At 67.9% G+C, this 18325-nt stretch carries 19 protein-coding genes; 11 read left to right on the top strand and 8 right to left on the bottom strand.

Annotated features, from left to right (window positions below; genetic code table 11):
* Positions 1-76 precede the first annotated feature (76 nt).
* Together CWC60_RS22895 and CWC60_RS22890 are read right to left on the bottom strand one after the other, a co-directional pair.
* Positions 77-811: an alpha/beta hydrolase gene (locus CWC60_RS22895; protein WP_109796226.1), complete on the bottom strand. Its 735-nt coding sequence runs from the start codon at positions 809-811 to the stop codon at positions 77-79.
* A 25-nt stretch (positions 812-836) separates the two neighbouring features.
* Positions 837-1490 (bottom strand): DNA-3-methyladenine glycosylase family protein, encoded by a 654-nt coding sequence (locus tag CWC60_RS22890; protein ID WP_109796225.1) that lies wholly within the window; start codon positions 1488-1490, stop codon positions 837-839.
* 43 nt (positions 1491-1533) lie between these two features.
* On the opposite strand from CWC60_RS22890, the gene gluQRS reads away from it, so the two are divergent.
* The 6 genes from gluQRS to CWC60_RS22860 all read left to right on the top strand — a co-directional run bounded on the left by gluQRS (position 1534) and on the right by CWC60_RS22860 (position 6878).
* Complete coding sequence (gluQRS, locus tag CWC60_RS22885; protein ID WP_109796224.1) at positions 1534-2406, top strand: tRNA glutamyl-Q(34) synthetase GluQRS; 873 nt, start codon at positions 1534-1536, stop codon at positions 2404-2406.
* 51 nt (positions 2407-2457) lie between these two features.
* Positions 2458-3081, top strand: coding sequence for a DUF2062 domain-containing protein (locus CWC60_RS22880; RefSeq protein WP_109796223.1), 624 nt, complete (start codon positions 2458-2460; stop codon positions 3079-3081).
* A gap of 93 nt (positions 3082-3174) precedes the next feature.
* On the top strand, positions 3175-4149 hold the full coding sequence (locus CWC60_RS22875; RefSeq protein ID WP_109796222.1) for an aspartate carbamoyltransferase catalytic subunit: 975 nt from the start codon (positions 3175-3177) through the stop codon (positions 4147-4149).
* Positions 4142-5443, top strand: coding sequence for a dihydroorotase (pyrC, locus tag CWC60_RS22870; RefSeq protein ID WP_109796221.1), 1302 nt, complete (start codon positions 4142-4144; stop codon positions 5441-5443). Before CWC60_RS22875 ends, pyrC begins: the two co-directional genes overlap by 8 nt.
* Positions 5444-5448: 5 nt before the next feature.
* Complete coding sequence (gene plsY, locus CWC60_RS22865) at positions 5449-6087, top strand: glycerol-3-phosphate 1-O-acyltransferase PlsY (RefSeq protein WP_109796220.1); 639 nt, start codon at positions 5449-5451, stop codon at positions 6085-6087.
* On the top strand, positions 6087-6878 hold the full coding sequence (locus tag CWC60_RS22860; protein ID WP_109796219.1) for a DUF2927 domain-containing protein: 792 nt from the start codon (positions 6087-6089) through the stop codon (positions 6876-6878). The genes plsY and CWC60_RS22860 overlap by 1 nt, the downstream gene beginning before the upstream one ends.
* Positions 6879-6894: 16 nt before the next feature.
* Here the strand turns inward: CWC60_RS22860 and CWC60_RS22855 are convergent, their stop codons facing one another.
* From CWC60_RS22855 to fabI, 4 genes are all read right to left on the bottom strand, one after another.
* Positions 6895-8022 (bottom strand): cyclic nucleotide-binding domain-containing protein, encoded by a 1128-nt coding sequence (locus CWC60_RS22855; RefSeq protein ID WP_164516704.1) that lies wholly within the window; start codon positions 8020-8022, stop codon positions 6895-6897.
* A gap of 62 nt (positions 8023-8084) precedes the next feature.
* On the bottom strand, positions 8085-9812 hold the full coding sequence (sppA, locus tag CWC60_RS22850; RefSeq protein WP_109796217.1) for a signal peptide peptidase SppA: 1728 nt from the start codon (positions 9810-9812) through the stop codon (positions 8085-8087).
* The gene (gene aroC, locus CWC60_RS22845) at positions 9809-10885 is read right to left on the bottom strand and encodes a chorismate synthase (RefSeq protein WP_109796216.1); all 1077 of its coding nucleotides are present in this window, start codon (positions 10883-10885) and stop codon (positions 9809-9811) included. Before aroC ends, sppA begins: the two co-directional genes overlap by 4 nt.
* 19 nt (positions 10886-10904) lie before the next feature.
* Positions 10905-11717 carry an enoyl-ACP reductase FabI gene (fabI, locus tag CWC60_RS22840; protein ID WP_109796215.1) on the bottom strand — a complete coding sequence of 271 codons (813 nt, stop codon included), beginning with the start codon at positions 11715-11717 and terminating at the stop codon, positions 10905-10907.
* 132 nt (positions 11718-11849) lie between these two features.
* Between fabI and CWC60_RS22835 the strand changes: the two genes are divergently transcribed.
* The gene (locus tag CWC60_RS22835) at positions 11850-13136 is read left to right on the top strand and encodes a YihY family inner membrane protein (RefSeq protein WP_125182858.1); all 1287 of its coding nucleotides are present in this window, start codon (positions 11850-11852) and stop codon (positions 13134-13136) included.
* Between the two features lie 17 nt (positions 13137-13153).
* On the opposite strand, the gene CWC60_RS22830 is transcribed toward CWC60_RS22835, so the two are convergent.
* Together CWC60_RS22830 and CWC60_RS22825 are read right to left on the bottom strand one after the other, a co-directional pair.
* Positions 13154-14065 (bottom strand): DnaJ C-terminal domain-containing protein, encoded by a 912-nt coding sequence (locus tag CWC60_RS22830; protein ID WP_109796213.1) that lies wholly within the window; start codon positions 14063-14065, stop codon positions 13154-13156.
* An 89-nt stretch (positions 14066-14154) separates the two neighbouring features.
* Positions 14155-14883, bottom strand: a complete 729-nt coding sequence (locus CWC60_RS22825) for a tetratricopeptide repeat protein (RefSeq protein ID WP_109796212.1) — start codon at positions 14881-14883, stop codon at positions 14155-14157.
* A gap of 182 nt (positions 14884-15065) precedes the next feature.
* Between CWC60_RS22825 and pdxH the strand changes: the two genes are divergently transcribed.
* Genes pdxH through CWC60_RS22805 form a run of 4 tightly spaced genes read left to right on the top strand, consistent with a single transcriptional unit; the run spans position 15066 to position 18245 of the window.
* Positions 15066-15650, top strand: a complete 585-nt coding sequence (gene pdxH / locus CWC60_RS22820; protein ID WP_109796211.1) for a pyridoxamine 5'-phosphate oxidase — start codon at positions 15066-15068, stop codon at positions 15648-15650.
* A gap of 29 nt (positions 15651-15679) precedes the next feature.
* Positions 15680-16627 carry a cation diffusion facilitator family transporter gene (locus CWC60_RS22815; RefSeq protein ID WP_109796285.1) on the top strand — a complete coding sequence of 316 codons (948 nt, stop codon included), beginning with the start codon at positions 15680-15682 and terminating at the stop codon, positions 16625-16627.
* Between the two features lie 15 nt (positions 16628-16642).
* Positions 16643-17380, top strand: coding sequence for an SDR family NAD(P)-dependent oxidoreductase (locus tag CWC60_RS22810; protein WP_109796210.1), 738 nt, complete (start codon positions 16643-16645; stop codon positions 17378-17380).
* On the top strand, positions 17373-18245 hold the full coding sequence (locus tag CWC60_RS22805) for a phytanoyl-CoA dioxygenase family protein (protein WP_109796209.1): 873 nt from the start codon (positions 17373-17375) through the stop codon (positions 18243-18245). The genes CWC60_RS22810 and CWC60_RS22805 overlap by 8 nt, the downstream gene beginning before the upstream one ends.
* The last annotated feature ends 80 nt before the right edge of the window (positions 18246-18325 follow it).

The raw sequence follows: 18325 nt of genomic DNA, 5'->3' as shown, positions 1-18325 counted from the left end.
CCGGCGAATCGAAAGCGCAACCGCTTAGGGAATCCATATCCGGTGGCGCTGACGGAAATATGACACAAGATATCCCTCAGCCGATGGCGCAGGATACGGGACCGGCGCAGCGGAGCCGGCCGGCGAAGGCCAGCGCGAGATGCCGCGTGGCGATCTCGATGCCGTCCGGAGCGATGCCGTGACCGATGCCGGCGGAGATGTGGAAGGCGACCGGCACGCCGGCGCGTCCGAGGCCGGCCGCGGCCCAGAACATGGCCAGCGGCGGCACCAGGTCGTCCTGGTCGCCGTGGACCAGTTGCACCGGCACCGGCGCGACCTGCTCCCCGGCCAGCGCCTCCGGACCCAGCAGGGCGCCGGAAAAGCCGACGATGGCCGCCGGCGGTGTCGGCCGGCGCAGTCCCAGATGCAGCGACATCATCGTGCCCTGGCTGAACCCGACCAGCGCCAGCGCGCCGCCGTCGAGCCCGTGGCGCGCCAGCTCTTCGTCGATGAACCCATCGAGCGCCGGGGCTGCGTCGGTGGCGCGGTCGGCCATCGCCGCATAGCGTTCGGCCAGCCTCTCGGGATCGCGGCTCATCATCGCCGGATCGTCCAGCGAGATCGGAAACCACTCCCGCCCGATGGGCGCCGAACCGCAGGGGTCCGGACCGTCGGGCGCCACGAATGCGGCCTCCGGCAGGGCGCGCTGCAGATAGGGCGCCAGCGCGATCAGGTCATTGCCGTCGGCGCCATAGCCATGCACCAGGACGACGAGCTGTTTCGGCTTGCCGCCGCTGGCAGGCGGCACGCGGGGGCCGGAGAGCTGTTTCATGGAGCCTTCACCATCAAGGGAACATTCACACCGAAACCGGATCGGCGCGCCGGCGGGTGACGCCATAATAGCGCCAGAGCAGACGCGCGGCGACGCCGCGATGGGGCCGCCATGCTTCCGCCATGGCGGCGAGCTGGTTTTCGTCGGGCCGCGCCGGCAGACCCTTGAGATCCTGCGCCGCCGCCTGCAGCGCCAGATCGCCCGCCGGAAAGATATCGGGGCGCTGCAGCGCGAACAGCAGATAGACTTCGGCCGTCCAGCGCCCGATGCCCTTCACCGCCGTCAGCGCCGCCATCGCCTCGGCGTCGGTCATGGACTTGAGCCGCCGCAGCGGCAGGTCGCCGTCGGTCACCGCCTGCGCCAGCGCGCGCGTGTAGACCATCTTCGGGCGGCTCAGGCCGAAGCCGCGCAGCGCTTCCTCGTCATGATCGAGGTAGCGGCGGGCCGAAAAGGGCTTCGTCCCCGCCTCTACGCGGGCCCAGATCGCACGCGCCGACGCGACGGAGACCTGCTGCTCGACGATCAGCATCATCAGGGACTTGAGACCCGGCGCGCGGCTGCGGTCTGGCAGTGCGCCGGCGACCTGCCGCGCGCGCCGGAGATCCGGGTCGGCAGCGAACAGCGCCTCCATCGCCGCCCGAAGCTCCGGCGTCTCTCCCGATTTGAAGCGCAGTGACATGGAACGCTAAATAGAGCGCAGCCACCGTCACTGTCGAGCCAGCATGACCTTCATCACCCGCTTCGCGCCCAGTCCCACTGGCCCCCTTCACCTGGGCCACGCCCTCTCGGCGCTGCTGTGCGGCGAGGCGGCCAGGATGGCCGGGGGCCGCCTGCTGCTGCGCATCGAGGACATCGACACGACGCGATGCAGGCCCGAATACGAGGCGATGATCTTCGACGATCTCGCCTGGCTCGGCCTCGCCTGGGAGGAACCGGTCTGGCGGCAGTCGGAGCGTATGCCACACTACCGCGCCGCGCTGGCGGCGCTGGAACGCCGCGGGCTGGTCTATCCCTGCTTCTGTACCCGCGCCGATGTCCGGGAACTGGCGACGGCGGAGGGTCTGGAGGGGCCCATCTACCCCGGCACCTGCCGCGCGCTGCCGCGGGAAGCGGCGCGCGCGCGCATCGCCGCAGGCGAGCCGGCGGCCTGGCGGCTGGATCTCGCCGCCGCACTAGGGGCGGCCGGGCCGGTGACCTGGACGGACGCCCGTGCCGGCGCGCAGACATGGGACGGCAGGGGCTGGGGCGACGTGGTGCTGGCCCGCAAGGACATCGGCACGAGCTATCACCTCGCGGTGACGGTCGACGACGCCGCCCAGGGGATCACCGACGTGATCCGCGGGCTCGACCTGTTTCACGCCACCCATGTGCACGTCCTGCTGCAGCGCCTGCTGGGGCTGGCGACGCCACACTACGCCCATCACGAACTTCTGACCGGCGAGGACGGCGTCAAGCTGTCCAAGCGTCATGGCGCGGAAAGCCTGCGGAGCCTCATCGATTCGGGACTCGACCGGGCGGGCCTGGCGCGGCTTCTCGTCGCGCGGGGGGCGCCCGCGCGGATTCTGCATATGGACACCCCTTTCCCGTCACAATGATATGGGTACTATCCGCCAACGCCAGTTGGAGGCAGCCGGTTCTTGAGCGCGATGGACACAGACAGAGGCCGCGATGCGCGCGGTCCGATGACCAATCTGGGACGGCTGACCCGCTATCGGCTCATCATTCCCCTGAAACGCGGCCAGATGCCGCCCGAGCACGTCGCCCGGGGTGTCGCCGTCGGCCTCGCCGTGGCCTTCACGCCGACGGTCGGGATCCAGCTCATCGCCGTTTTCGGCATCTGGGCGCTGGCGCGGGCCATCGCCACCCGGTTCCAGTTCCACCTCGTGGCCGCATTGGCCTGGGTGTGGGTGACCAACATCTTCACCATCGGCCCGATCTACTACACCTTCCTGCTCACCGGACAGCTCATGCTCGGCCGTTTCGACGAACTCGGCTCGATCGGTTTCGGCACCTTCACGGCCCAGCTCACTGACGTCGTGAACGCCGATTCCAGTTTCCTGGAAGGGCTCTGGATCGGCACGCTCACGCTGTTCAAGGTCTGGGGCCTGCCCCTGTTCATCGGCTCGATTCCCTGGGCCGTGGGGACAGCATGGATCGGCTATGTCTGGTCCAGGCGATTCATCATCCGCTTCCGCGAGGCGCGCCAGAAGCGCTGGGCAAGGAAACTGCAGCGCCGCGACCAGCACGACGCGGGCGGTCCGCCAGCCTGAAACGGGGCCCGCGGCGGCAACCCCGGGACAGCCTTTCAGAAATCCGATTTGCCCCCTTGCACGGACGGCGCTTGCCCCTATTGTCCGGGCTTCATGGACCATGCGGACGACGCCTTCGATCTGCCCTTCCCCCACCGGCACCTGCTGGGGACGCAGAACCTCAGCCGTGGCGACATCGAGCGTATTCTTGACCTGTCGGAGCGGTTCATCGACCAGAACCGGCAGGCCAACAAGCATCGCACCGATCTCTACGGCCGAACCCAGATCAACCTGTTCTTCGAAAATTCGACGCGGACGCTGACCTCCTTCGAACTGGCGGGCAAGCGCCTCGGTATCGACGTCATCAACATGAATACCGAAGTCTCCTCCACCAAGAAGGGCGAGACCCTCATCGACACGGCGATGACGCTGAACGCCATGCACCCCGACGTGCTGGTGGTCCGCCATCCCGATTCGGGCGCGGTGGACCTGCTGGCCCAGAAGATGGACTGCGCCGTCATCAACGCCGGCGACGGCAAGCACGAACATCCGACCCAGGCGCTGCTGGACGCCCTGACCATCCGCCAGCGCCTGAAGCGTCTGGAGGGTCTCACGGTCGCGATCTGCGGCGATGTGGCCCACAGCCGGGTGGCGCGGTCCAACATCCATCTGCTGAACACGATGGGCGCGCATGTCCGCGTGATCGCCCCGCCGACGCTGCTGCCGACGGGGATCGCCCGGCTCGGCGCCACGCCCTTCATCGACATGCGCGAGGGACTGAAGGACGCCGACGTGGTGATGATGCTGCGCCTTCAGCGAGAGCGGATGACCGGCTCCTTCCTGCCATCCGTGCGCGAATACTTCCACTATTACGGGCTCGATCACGACAAGCTGGCCTGCGCCAAGCCGGACGCGCTGATCATGCATCCGGGGCCGATGAACCGGGGCGTGGAGATCGATACGGAGGTCGCCGACGACATTCACCGCAGCGTCATCCGCGAACAGGTCGAGATGGGCGTTGCCGTACGCATGGCCGTGCTGCTGCTGCTGACGCCGAAACAGGGCAACGGGGGACCGGCCAATGGCTAGCCACCGCATCGCCTACATGAACGGCCGCATTCTGGATCCCGCCAGCGGCCGTGACGAAACGGGCCATCTGCTGATCGAGGATGAGCGGATCGCCGCCGTCGGCCCTGACATCTTCCCCAGAGGCCTGCCGGACCGGACCGAGGTCGTCGACCTCGCCGGCCTCTGCCTGGCGCCGGGACTGGTGGACATGCACGTCGTGGTCGGGGAGCCGGGCGCGGAGCACAAGGAAAGCTTCGCCAGCGCCGCGGCCGCGGCCCGCGCGGGCGGCGTCACCACGCTCTGCACCCTGCCCAACACGGATCCGGTGATCGACAATGTCGCGCTGGTCGAATACGTGCTCCGCCGCGCCAACGAGGGTTCGGACGTCCACATCCGCCCCTTCGCCGCGGCGACCCAGGGCCTTGCAGGAGCGCAGCTTACCGAGTTCGGGCTGCTGAAGGCGGCCGGCGCCGTCGCCTTCACCGACGGCGACCGCGCCATCGCCAATGCCAATATCCTGCGCCGGGCGCTGAGCTATTCCACGGCTTTCGACGCCCTGATCGTCCAGCACGCCGAGGAGCCGACACTGGCCAGCGGCGTGATGAACGCCGGCGAGCTGGCGACCCGTCTCGGCCTCTCCGGCATCCCGACGGCGGCCGAGACGATCATGGTCGAACGCGACCTGCGCCTGGTGGAACTCACCGGCGCGCGCTATCACGCCGCGCAGCTGACCACCGCCGATGCGCTGGACGCCATGCGCCGCGCCAAGAAGGCGGGATTGAGGGTGTCGTGCGGAACGGCGCCGCACTACTTCACCCTGAACGAGCACGAAGTCTCGGGCTACCGGACCTTCGCCAAGGTCTCGCCGCCGCTGCGCTCCGAGGACGACCGCCGCGCGGTCGTCGAAGCGATCCGCGACGGCACGATCGATGTCATTGCCTCCCAGCACACGCCGGAGGATCCGGAGGCGAAACGCCAGACGTTCGAGCAGGCGGCCTTCGGTGTGGTCGGACTGGAAACCATGCTGGCGCTGGGTCTGCAGCTCAACATGAGCGAGGGCGTGCCGCTGTTGACGGTGCTCGCCTGCATGACCTGCAATCCGGCGCGGCTGCTGGGTCTCGACTGCGGGGTTCTGGAGCCGGGCCGGCCGGCCGACCTGGTGATCTTCGATCCCGAGGCGCCATGGGTTGTGGATTCGAAGAAGTTCCGATCGAAATCCAAGAACTCGCCCTTCGATGAGCGCCCGCTGCAGGGCCACGCCGTGCGCACCGTGGTCGACGGGCGCACCGTCTTCGTCCGCCGGGTCGAAAAGTAGCGGCCATGTATTCCGACCTCGCCCTCGTCCTCGGCCAGATCGGCGTCGCGCCGGTCCAGCTTGGCGGCACCCTGCTTGTCGCCTATCTGCTGGGCTCGGTGCCTTTCGGCGTGGTGCTGACCTCCGTCGCCGGACTCGGCGACGTGCGCCGGATCGGTTCTGGCAATATCGGCGCGACCAATGTCCTGCGCACGGGGCGGAAGGATCTGGCGCTCATCACCCTGCTGCTCGACGGGGGCAAGGGCGCCGCGGCCGTGCTGATCGCCGGACATCTCTACGGTCCCAATGGCGAGGTTCTGGCGGCCATCGGCGCCTTCCTCGGTCACCTCTTCCCCGTCTACCTGGCCTTCCGCGGCGGCAAGGGCGTGGCCACCTTTCTGGGCATCGCGCTGGCGCTGCACTTCCACGTCGGCCTCGCCGCCTGCGCCATCTGGCTGGCGGTCGCGTTCCTGACTCGCTACTCCTCGCTGGCGGCGCTGGTGATGGCCATCGCGACCCCTGTTCTGGCCTTCTACCTGCACGGCCCGCTGGCAATGGAACTCGACGTCGTCCTGGCCGCCCTGATCTATCTCAAGCACCGCGGCAATATCCGGCGGCTGGTCACCGGCGAGGAACCGAGGATCGGCGGCGGGAAGAAGCCTTGATGTCCCTTCGGGTCCTGGTGGCTCTGCTGGCCGCGACCCTCCTGCTGGCCGGGTGCGCGACGCCGGGCCAGCACGGTGACTTCACGGAAGCAGATGTCGTGCGGGGCTTCGAGATCGTCGCTTTCGGACGCGAATTCGCCGATACGGAGGCGACCTACGTCACCAAGTTCGACGCGCCCATCCGCATCCACGTGCTGCACGAACCTCTCGATCTCCGGCCGGTCGATGGCACGCGGGCCGTGATGGATATGGTCGCCGGGTTCCACCGCCCGCCCGCCTTCGCCGGCCTGACCCACGCCTCGATCGACCAGGGCGGCTCGGAAGCCCTCGACAACGCTCACATCCTGGTCGTGGCGCTCGGCTCGCGGAACTACGAGACCTTCTACGAGAAGGCCTCGCAGCGCTGGATCGAGGGCGGCAAGCTGCTGGTCGCGGACCATTTCTACTTCAGCCGCTGCGGCGCCAGCATCAGCGATCAGAAGGGCCGCATCCGCCGCGCCGTCGTCTTCCTGGACGTGGATGACATGAGCCCGATCCTGAACGAGTGCCTGGCCGAGGAAATCCTCCAGTCGCTGGGCCTGCCCGACGACGACGATTCGCTCATCTGGTCGATGTTCAACGATTCCAACGACGTCCGGCTTCCGACGGACTTCGACAACCTGCTGGTTTCGGTACTTTATTCGGACGCGCTGCGGCCCGGTCAGAGCCGCCGGCAGGTGATGCAGCAGGTGCCGGGGCTGGTCAGGGAATTGTGGCCAAGCCACCTGGCGCGGCGTCGGAGCGCCGAATAGAGACTGGCGTCTCCGCTCAGGCGGCGGCCGTCTCGCTGGCCTTCACGTATTTTCCGGTGGTGTCCTTCAGCCGCTCGACGAGGATCAGCGAGAGATTGAACAGGATGCGCGCGGCGATGTCGGGCATCTTCGTCATGGCCCGGGTCATGGTGTCCTGGGTGAGCACCAGAATTTCGGCAGGCCGCAGCGCGACGACGTCGGCCGTGCGGGGCTCGGTATTGAGATAGGCCATCTCGCCGAAGATGCCGCCCTTGCCGAAGCGGGCGATGCGCCGGTCGCCGTCACGGACCTCGACGGCGCCGTCCAGGACGACGAACATCTCGTTGCCCATGTCGCCCTTCTTGACGATGGTTTCGCCCGCGCCGCACTTCACCACCGTCGCCAGCTTCAGGAAGCGGGCCGCGTCGCGATACTCCAGCGCCATCAGCAGCGGGATGCCGTTGTGCGGCGTCTGGTTGAGCTTGCGGGTCAGATAGCTCCAGAGCGCTTCCTCGTCCATCGCCGCGGGCTGGACGGAATTGCAGGCCTCGGCAAAGGCGCGGCGGAACCAGTTCACCAGTTCCCGGTCGTGCTTCATCGTCCGCGCCAGCGACAGGAACGGCGATCTGGTCGCCGTCATGTGCTCCAGGTCGCCCGTGGGCAGCACCATGGGCACGCGGAAGCCGAGGTCGGCGTCCTGGTAGTTGGCGCCATAGCTGCGGTAGCCCAGCCGCTCGAACACGCCCACTTCGCCCGGCGCGGCATTGGTGAAATCGAACCCGCTGCCCCTGGCGCAGGCGATCTTGTAGGCAGCCGTCATCAGGATCGCCGCGGCGCGGCTGTCGGCGCGGTCGGTATCGACGACCAGGGTATCGGTGAAGGATACCGTCAGCCCCTCGAGGTCGAAGGCGCCAAGACCGAAGCGCTCGCGCATGTAGACCGGCAGCATGGGCACGGGCGCCACGATGACGCGCAGGGTGGCGGCTATTCGGCCGGCGCGGCGCATGTAGATCTGCATCGCGGCGCGATCCGCCGGGTCCGACAGGGCCCTGTTCTCGTGGTCGGCATTGACATAGGTCCGCCCGAGTTGACCGACCAGGACCTCGTAGCGAAAGCCGTAGACTTCCGCCAGTTCTTCGGGCGACTGCGCGATCAGGATATCCATGTCGGGGCTTGCGGACATGGTCCAATGCTAGGCGTGGTACCTGAAGAACGCGTTAACGGCCCTCAGCGCAGATCGAAGAGCGGCATCTCCAGCCGGATCAGCGCAGGCTGATCCAGCACGGCGGCGGTCTCGGCAGCCTTCTTCAGCAGCGGATGAGCAAGGCCGATGCGCGCGGCCACGAAGCCCGGATCGGCGGCGGCGCGCAGCCTCTCGCGCCAGCCGATGCGCGGATACTCCACGATCTCCATGTCGGCCGCGCCGCCGGCGCCGGCGGCTTCGGCGGCCTCCTCCAGAGCCGTGCGGAAACCGCCCAGACGGTCGACCAGCCCCCGTTCCAGCGCCTGCCGTCCGGTCCAGACGCGGCCCTGGGCCGCCGCTTCCGCCGCGGCCGGGCCAAGCCCGCGCGCCTCGGCGACCCGTTCGACGAACTCGGCGTAGATCTCGTCGATGCGGCGGCTGAGCCGCTGGCGCTGCGCCGGGCTATAGGCGCTGAAGGGCGAGTTGAAGGCCGCGTCGGGGCCGCTGCGCACGGTCTCGATGCGCACGCCGTTCCGCGCCAGCAGCTCCTCGAACACGATCTTGCCGCCGATCACGCCGATGGAACCGGTGATCGTGGTTTCGGCGGCGACGATGCGGTCCGCCGCCATGGCGATCATATAGCCGCCGGAGCCGGCGACCTCGCCCATGGAGACGATGACCGGCTTGTCGAGAGCTTCGATGGCCCGGTGGATCGCATCCGAAGGCGCATAGGCGCCGCCGGGGCTGTCCACCCGCAGCACGATGGCGTCGATGGCGGGATCGGCGTCCGCTTCCCTGAGCGTCGCGATCAGGCGCTCGGCGCGTATCTGATCGCCTTCGAGAGGCGACCCCCAGCCGCCGCTGATCGGACCTGAAGCGACGACAAGGGCGACACTGCGGATCGCGTCGCCATCCCGCTCCAGGATCAGGGGCAAGTAGTCGCGGGCCGCGATGACCGGGGCGTCCAGGGCGTCATCAAGTTCGAAGCCATGGCCCAGCCGGTCGACCAGCCCCGCTTCCAGCGCCGCGGCCGGGTTCATCAGGGCCCGGTCCAGCCGTCCTTCCAGACCCTCGGCCACGCCGGGCCGGTCGGCGTCGATGCCATCCTTCAGCCTGTCGTCCAGATCGACGACCATCGCCGTCATGGCCTCGCGCAGTTCCGGCGGCATGCGCCGCTCTGCGATCACATTGGCCGCGGACTTGTAGCGCTTGCGGCGTTCGAGCTGGGGATCGATGCCGAGATCGTCGACCAGTTCGCCCGCATAGGGCGTCTGCAGCGCCACGCCCGTGACCGCGAATTCGCCCGCGGCCGGCATCCAGATCTCGTCGAAGGCGGCGGCGAAGCGGTAGCGAGCGAGATCATAGTGTTCGGAGACGACATAGGTGCGCTTGCCCGCTGCGCGGAAACGGCCGATCGCGCCGGCCAGCGTCTCGGCGTGGACGAAAGGCAGCTCTGCCGCCGACAGATCCATCCGGATCGCCCTGATGCGCGGATCGCCGGCGGCGCGGTCGATCACCCGCACCAGACGCGAAAGCGTCAGGGCGTTACCGCGCACCACGCTCAGGAACCCGCCCTCGCTGGCCGATTCCGGCGGGCGCTCGTCGAATCTGATTTCCAGCACCGAGCCGTCGGCGATCTCCGGCGGGCGCTGCTGCCAGGGTTCCACGACGACCAGCGCCACCAGCCCGCCGATCACCAGGAAGCCGACGACGAACAGGATCGATTTCAGCCCGAACCAGACGATCCTGAGGGCACGGCCAAGCGCGCTCACGACGCCTGTCCCTGGGCCCTGGCCCTCAGCAGATGGTCCGCCAGCACGCAGGCCATCATCGCCTCGCCCACGGGCACGGCGCGAATGCCGACGCAGGGGTCGTGGCGCCCCTTGGTCACGATCTCGGTCTCGTTGCCCTCTCTGTCCACGGTCGCCCGGGGGCTGAGGATCGAGGACGTCGGCTTGACCGCGAAACGGCAGACCACCGGCTGGCCGGAGGAAATGCCGCCCAGCACGCCCCCGGCGTGATTGGAGGTGAAGGAAACCGCGCCATCCTTCATGCGCATCTCATCGGCATTGGTTTCGCCGGTCAGAGCCGCGGCCGCAAAGCCGTCGCCGATCTCCACGCCCTTGACCGCGTTGATCGACATCATCGCCTGGGCCAGGTCGGCATCCAGCTTGCCGTAGATCGGCGCACCGAGGCCCACGGGCACGCCTTCGGCTACCACCTCGATCACCGCGCCGACCGAGCTGCCCGCCTTGCGCACGCCGTCGAGATAGTCCTCCCAGCGCGCGGCGGTCTGCGGATCGGGACACCAGAACGGATTGCGGTCCACCGTCTCCCAGTCCCAGGCGTCGCGGTCGATGGCGATCTCGCCCACCTGCACCAGTGCGCCGCGAATGCGGACGCCGGACCCCAGCACCTTGCGCGCCAGCGCCCCGGCGGCGACGCGGCTCGCCGTCTCCCGCGCAGAGGAACGGCCGCCGCCACGATAGTCGCGTATGCCGTATTTCTGCATGTAGACATAGTCCGCATGGCCGGGACGGTACTTGTCCTTGATGTCGGAATAGTCCTTGGAGCGCTGGTCCACGTTCTCGATCATCATCATGACCGGCGTGCCGGTCGTGCGGCCTTCGAAGACGCCGGACATGATGCGCACGCTGTCGGGCTCGCGGCGCTGCGTGGTGAACCGGTTCTGCCCGGGCCGGCGGCGGTCGAGAAAGGTCTGGATATCGGCTTCCGCCAGTTCGATCAGCGGCGGACAGCCGTCGACCACGCAGCCGATGGCGGGTCCGTGGCTTTCCCCCCAGGTGGTGACCCGGAACAGATGGCCGAAGGTGTTGTGCGACATGGCCGGTCCCCGGCCCGGCTCAGATGTTGCCGATGTCGGGCGCGTCCACGGCCTTCATGCCGACGACGTGGTAGCCCGAATCGACGTGCAGCACCTCGCCGGTGACGCCCTCGCCCAGATGGCTGATCAGATAGAGCGCCGAGTTGCCCACCTGGTCGATGGTGACGTTGCGCTTCAGCGGCGAATTCAGTTCGTTCCACTTCAGGATGTAACGGAAGTCGCCGATGCCCGAAGCCGCCAGGGTCTTGATCGGTCCAGCCGAGACCGCGTTGACGCGGATGTTCTTCGGCCCGAGATCGACGGCGAGATAGCGCACGCTCGCCTCCAGCGCCGCCTTGGCAACGCCCATGACGTTGTAGTGGGGCATGACCCGCTCGGCGCCGTAGTAGGTCAGCGTCAGCATGCTGCCGCCATCGGCCATCAGCGGCTCCGCCCGGCGCGCGATCGCCGTGAAGGAATAGCAGCTGATCTGCATGGAGCGGCGGAAGTTCTCCAGGCTGGTGTCGACATAGCGGCCCTTGAGCTCGTCCTTGTCGGCATAGGCGATGGCGTGGACCAGAAAGTCGAGGCCGCCCCAGCGGCCGGAAATATCCTCGAAGACCGAATCCATCGAGGCGGGATCGGTGACGTCGCAGGGCATCACGTAGTCGCAGCCGATCGACTCCGCCAGCGGCACGACGCGCTTCTTCAGGGCGTCGCCCTGATAGGTGAAGGCGAGGTCGGCGCCCTCCCTGGCGGCCGCGCGCGCGATGCCCCAGGCGATTGAGCGGTCGTTGGCAACGCCCATAACCAGTCCGCGTTTGCCCGCCAACAGCCCGCTCGGTTCGCTCATGCTTGTCTCTCCTACAGGACCATCCGCCACCGGCGGCCATGGCCCGAGTTGCTTTGACGCCCGGTTCAGCGCAACCATGTGATCCATTGGCGCCATGTGCAACCGAAGCGAATTGACGAGGATTTATAAGCGTTGAACCGGCAAAAGGCCATGCAATTGGCGCGGCGCTGGGGGCGCCTCGGGGCGTCGCTCGCCGTCTTCGTGGCCAGGCGCTTCGTCGCCAACCGCCTGCCGGAAGTGGCCTCGGCGCTGACCTTCACCTCATTGCTGGCGCTGGTGCCGCTGATGACGATCAGTTTCGCCATATTCGCCGCGTTTCCGGCCTTCAATCAGGCCGAGGCCGAGCTGGAGGCATTCATCTTCGGCAATTTCGTGCCCCACGCCAGCGACGCGGTGCAGGAGTACATCACGCGCTTCCGCGGCAATGTCGGGCAGCTCTCCGCCTTCGGCATCGTCGGACTGGGCGTGACCTCGGTGCTGCTGCTCGTGACCATCGAGAGTGCGCTCAACCGCCTGTTTCTCGTCCGCCGTCAGCGCTCGATGATTCGGCGGCTGCTGGCCTACTGGGCGCTGCTGACGCTGGGACCGATCTTCTTCCTGGTCAGCGTCACCCTGTCCTCGATGCTGTTCGCCTTCGCCAACCAGGCCGGCGGGCAGGAACTGGGCAATGCGGTCTCTTTCCTGGGCCGCGTTGTGCCCTATGTGCTGGCCTTCGCCGGCTATGTGGTGATGTACACGGTTATGCCGAACCGCCATGTCGAGGTGCGCGACGCGGCGATCGGCGCCGGCGTCGCAGCGCTGCTGTTCGAGGCGCTGAAGGCGCTGTTCGGGCTCTATGTCACCACCTTTCCCGTCTACCAGACGATTTACGGCGCGATTTCGGTGCTGCCGATCCTGCTGCTCTGGATCTATCTCGCCTGGGTGGTCACCCTGGTCGGCGCCGGGATCACCGCCGCCCTGCCCGAATGGCGCGCGGCGAGCGGCGTCGAACTGGTGGCCGCGCCCCGCTCGGGCCGGCTGGCGCTGGCCATCGAAGCCCTGCGTATCCTGCGCAAGGCCCACCGCGATGGCGACGACGTGCGCCCGCACGTGCTGGTGCGGCGACTCAGGATGTCCCCCACCGCGCTCGAACAGCTCTTCGAGCGCCTGGAAAATGCCGGTTATGTCCGTGAAACGCGGCGGCATCGCTGGATACTGGCCAGGGAAATCGCCGACCTGACGCTGTACGACCTGATGCTCGCCATGGACATCCAGACCCGGCAGCCTTCGCTGGCCGGCAGCCCGGTCGCCGGCCTGGAAGGCCCCATCGACGAGGCCATCCAGATGGAGCGTTCGGTCTTCGGCGTACCGCTGGCCCGGGTTCTCGATGGCGACCAGCCGACGCCCATCACGCCACGCCCCCGGGAAGCCGCGGACTGAGCGAAGCCGGGACGGCCTCAGTCGGTCTTCAGGTCGGCGCGCGCATCGAAGGCCTCGCCGCGCGACCAGGACTTCACGAACTGCTGCAACTCGGGATCCTTGCCGTCGGGCAGAACGATCTTGAGACGGACATACTGGTCGCCGTCCTGCCCCGATTTCCGGTTGACGATGCCCTTGCCCTTCAGGCGGAGCGTGCGTCCGGTATTGGAGCCCTCGGGCACCGTGACCGTGACATCCCCGTGAATCGTCGGCGCCTTGATCTTCGCGCCGAGCACCGCTTCGGTGAGCGAGATGGGCAACTCGATATGGATGTCGTTGCCGCGGCGCGTGTAGAGCGGATGCGGCTTCACCGAAACCTCGATCAGGGCGTCGCCCGGCGCGCCGCCGGGAGGCGCGTCGCCCTGCCCCTTCAGGCGTATCTGCTGGCCGTCTTCCAGGCCGGCGGGAATCCGCACGTCCAGCGTCTTGCCGCCGGGCAGGGTGAGCCTGCGGTTGGCGCCGCGCGCGGCCTCCAGGAAACTCACATCCAGGGTGTACTTGCGGTCACGGCCGCGCGCCTGCTGCCGGCCGCCGCGGAAGCTGGTGAAGATGTCGCCGAAGATGTCGTCGAAGCCCCGCGCGCCCCCGCCGTGAAACCCGCCGAAGCCTTCCTCGCCGCCTTCCGGACCGGTGTAGGTGCGGTACTGGGTGCGGGACATGCGCTCCTGGCCGTCCGGACCGATCTCGCCCCGGTCATAGCGCGCGCGCTGGTCGACGTCGCCCAGCAGGTTGTAGGCCGCGGACACTTCCTTGAAGCGGTCGGCGGCGGACGAATCCCCAGGATGCCGGTCAGGATGAAGGTCCTTCGCCAGCTTGCGGTAGGCTTTCTTGATGTCTTCCTGGGACGCGTTCCTGCCGACGCCCAGAACCGTATATGGATCTCGCATCATCTGATTCGGTCTTTTCGGATCAACGGCCCCCTGCCGTCATCCACGCCGCCATCAATAGCGCGGATGGGCCCGGCCGGCCATATATATGGTCACTGCCGATCCGGTGAAAAGAGCACCACCAGATGATCCACTAGACCGTCATTGACCAGTTCGGTGTTGCGCGGCGGCGGCCCGGAAGCGATCGACTCCTCTCCGGCCGGCGCCGGCGCGGATTCGATCTGTGAAGTGTCGGCCCCGGCGCCGTTTTCGGGGCGCTCGCCGGCAGGCGCACGAACCTCGGCATCCGAAGGCGCCTGGCGGTCAACGCCCATCTCCGTCAGCCGCGCCGCGGCGCGGCCGAAGCCGAGTTCAGCGGCGCGGCGGAACCAGCGGATCGCCGCCTCGCGGTCGCGCGCCGTGCCGTAGCCGCTTTCATGGAGAATGCCCAGATTGTGCATCGATTCCGCCAGGCCACCCTCGGCCGCCTGTTTCATGTAGCGGAAGGCCCGTTCGGCATCCGCTTCCACGCCATTCCCCTTCAGATAGAGGTCGGCGAGATTCGCCGCCGCCGGCGCGAAATCCTGTTCGGCGGCGCGGCGGAACCAGTCCGCGGCGGTCTCCGGATCGCGCGCCACGCCGACGCCGTTCAGATACATCAGGCCCAGATTGCGCTGCGCCGCAGGATCACCCGCCCTGGCGGCTTCCTCCCAGATTTCCGCGGCTCGCGGGTGATCACCGGCGCGATAGGCCTCCAACCCGTCGCGGAAACTGGCTTCGGCGGCCGCGAGCGGCGCGCAGACGAAAAGAATGGCGAAAAGGGAGACTATACGCTTGGTCATGACTTGACCCTCCGGTGTGCTTCTGACGGCAAGGCGCACGGCGGCCTCATTCTCCGTTGATCGGGCGGTTAACCTTCCATACCAGATAGGGTGTGACAGGCGCGGGCGAAAGCTGTGGCACTCGGCAGCATGGCAATCGAGACCATACGCCCTAGCTTCGGCTTCACGGCAAGGAGACCTTCATGAGCGCACCCACCGACCCCATCGCCCATTTCCGATCCTGGTTGGAAGAGGCGCGGGAAAGCGAGCCGAACGACCCGAACGCCATGGCGCTCGCGACTGTGGGCGCCGGCGGCATGCCCAGCCTGCGGATGGTGCTGCTGAAGGACGTCGATCAGGATGGCTTCGTCTTCTACACCAATTTCGAGAGCCAGAAGGGGCAGGAACTGCTGGCCCACCCGAAGGCCGCGCTCTGCTTCCACTGGAAAAGCCTGCGCCGCCAGGTCCGCGTCGAGGGCATGGTGGAGCGCGTCGACGATGCCGAAGCCGACGCCTATTTCGCCTCCCGGCCCCGCGACAGCCGCATCGGCGCCTGGGCCTCCGATCAGAGCCGCCCGATGGAGGGCCGGTTCGAACTGGAGAAGCGCGTGGCGAAATTCGCCGCCAGGTACGCCATCGGCGAAGTGCCCCGGCCGCCGCACTGGTCGGGCTTCCGGATCGTGCCCTCGCGGATCGAGTTCTGGCGCGACCGGCCCTTCCGCCTGCACGAGCGGCTGAATTTTGTCCGGGAACGGGACAGCTGGCGGAACGAGGTGCTGTTTCCCTGATGGCGCCGGAGCGCAAACCGGAGAGCTGGATGCGCCTCGCCACACTGGCGTCGGTGCTGACGGCTTTTGTCCTGATGGTGATCAAGACCGTGGCGCTGGTCATGACCGGCTCCACGGCCATGCTCGGCTCCCTGCTGGATTCGGCGCTCGATCTGACCGCTTCGCTGACCAACCTGTTCGCGGTCCGCTACAGCCTCACGGAAGCGGACGACGAACACCGCTTCGGCCACGGCAAGGCCGAATCCCTCGGCGCCCTGGCGCAGGCGGCGCTGATTTCCGGCTCCGCCGTTTTCCTGGCCTGGGAGAGCGCCGCGAACCTGCTCGACCCCGATCCCGTTCGCGCGAGTACGCTCGGCATCATCGTCATGGTGGTATCGATCGCGATGACGCTCGTTCTCGTGGCCTTTCAGCGCTTCGTCGTCCGCCGCTCCGGCTCTGTCGCGATCAGCGCCGACCTGCTGCACTATTCGGGCGATCTGCTGATGAACGCCGGCGTCATCGTCGCGCTGGTGCTGTCGGGCATGATGGGCGTGCATGTCGCTGATCCGATCATCGGCGTGCTGATCGCACTCTGGCTGCTGCGCGGGTCGTGGCAGATCAGCCGCAACGCCTTCGACCAGCTCATGGACCGGGAACTGCCCGAGGACGAGCGGGCGCGCATCCTGACCGCGGCGCTGGCAGTCCCCGACGTCAGCGCCGTGCATGACCTGCGCACGCGGCAGTCCGGCCTGGCGGCCTTCGTTCAGGTCCACGTCGAACTGGACGGCGGCATGTCGCTCTACCGCGCACACGTCATCGCCGACATGGTGGAGGCGGAGATCGAGCGCATCCATCCGGGCGCAGAGGTCATCGTCCACCTCGATCCGGCGGGCGCCGAAGATCTCGCGGATCAGTATGACCGCGTCACGGCGGCCGAGTGGGACGGCGGCGCGGGGGAGACCTCCGAAGAAGACAATTCCCAAGGGGAGCGGGCGTGAGTTATCTTCCCGGCCATGGCTGATAGCGGCAAGACACTGATCCTGACCGGCGCCTCGCGCGGGATCGGGCATGCGACGGTGAAGCGCTTCGGCGCCGCAGGCTGGCGCATCATCACCGTCTCCCGTCACCCCTTCTCCGAGGACTGCCCCTGGGAACACGGCGAGGAAGACCACGTCCAGCTCGACCTGTCGCGCCAGGAAACCATCCAGGAAGGCATCGCGAGCCTGAAGTCGAAACTGCCCGACGGCCGCCTTGACGCCTTGATCAACAACGCCGGCATCTCGCCCAAGGGGCCGGACGGCGGACGGCTGAGCACGATGAACACCGCGCCCGAGGACTGGTACAGCGTCTTCAACGTGAACCTCTTCGCCCCGGTCTGGCTGGCGCGCGGTCTGTTCGACGAACTCAAGGCGGCGAAGGGCGCGGTGGTCAACGTCACCTCGATCGCCGGCAGCCGCGTGCATCCCTTCGCCGGTTCCGCCTACAGCACCTCGAAGGCCGCGCTGGCGGCCTTGACCCGGGAGATGGCCGCCGACCTCGGCCCCCACGGCATCCGCGTCAACGCCATCGCGCCGGGCGAGATCGACACCGCAATCCTTTCCCCCGGCACCGAGAAGATGATCGAGGACATTCCGCTGCACCGGCTCGGCCGGCCCGAGGAGGTCGCGGCGACGATCTATTTCCTCTGCTCGCCCCAGGCCAGCTACGTCACCGGCGCGGAGGTCCACATCAACGGTGGACAGCATGTCTGACGCCGAAACGGCGAGGCATGCGGGCGAGACCGACCCTTTCGGCAGACAGGCCCAGGAAATCAACCGCGAACGCCTGATCTCGAGCGAGGCCGACCGCGCGGAAATGGCCGGCGCCGCGGCGCACCTGGCCGAACACGGCTACGCCGTGCTGCCGGACATGCTGGATGCCGAGGGCCTGGAAGCCGCGCGCACGGCGCTTGACCCGATCAACGAGGCCAACCGCTGGGGCGTCTACGAATTCGAGGGCAAGCGGACCAAGCGAGTCTACAGCCTGCTGTCGCTCAGCCGCGACTTCGACTTCATGGCTGCCGACCGGCGCATGATTGCCCTGATCGAGAGCCGTTTCGGCGAGAGCCCGGTGATCAGCGCCGCCCAGGGCATGACCCTCCATGGCGGCCAGAGCGCCCAGCCGCTGCACCGCGACGACGGCCACTACGCCGCGCCCCGGCCCCGGCCGCCCTTCGTCGTCTCCTGCATCTGGGCGCTGGACGACTTCACGGCGGACAACGGGGCGACGATGTACGTCCCCGGCTCCCACACCGGTCCGGGCGATACGCCTCCCACGACGCCCCCGTCGCAGGCGATCGTGCCGGCGGGCTCGGTGTTCGTCTATGACGGGGCGCTCTGGCACGGCGGCGGCGAAGCCCGGGGCGACAGCCGCCGGCGCGCGGTCAACATGATCTACTGCCGGCCCTGGCTGCGCCAGCAGGAGAACTGGACTGTCACCACCCCGCCCGAGGAGGCGAAGCACCTGCCCAAGATCATGCAGCGGCTCTTCGGCTACTGGATCTACGGCTTCACGCTGAACACCGCCTTCGGCACCGCGCCCCTGAAAGCGCACGAGATGCTGAAGGCCCGGACGTAGCTCGCAACATTACTGGCGTCCTGGGGCTTGACCCCAGGACCCAGTCTGTCAATTCGCCGGGCCCTTGGATCAAGCCTGCC

The sequence above is a fragment of the Minwuia thermotolerans genome (assembly GCF_002924445.1).
Taxonomy (GTDB): Bacteria; Pseudomonadota; Alphaproteobacteria; order Minwuiales; family Minwuiaceae; genus Minwuia; species Minwuia thermotolerans.
Note: the sequence above shows the minus strand (reverse complement) of the source record. Positions and strands in the feature narration are given on the sequence as shown.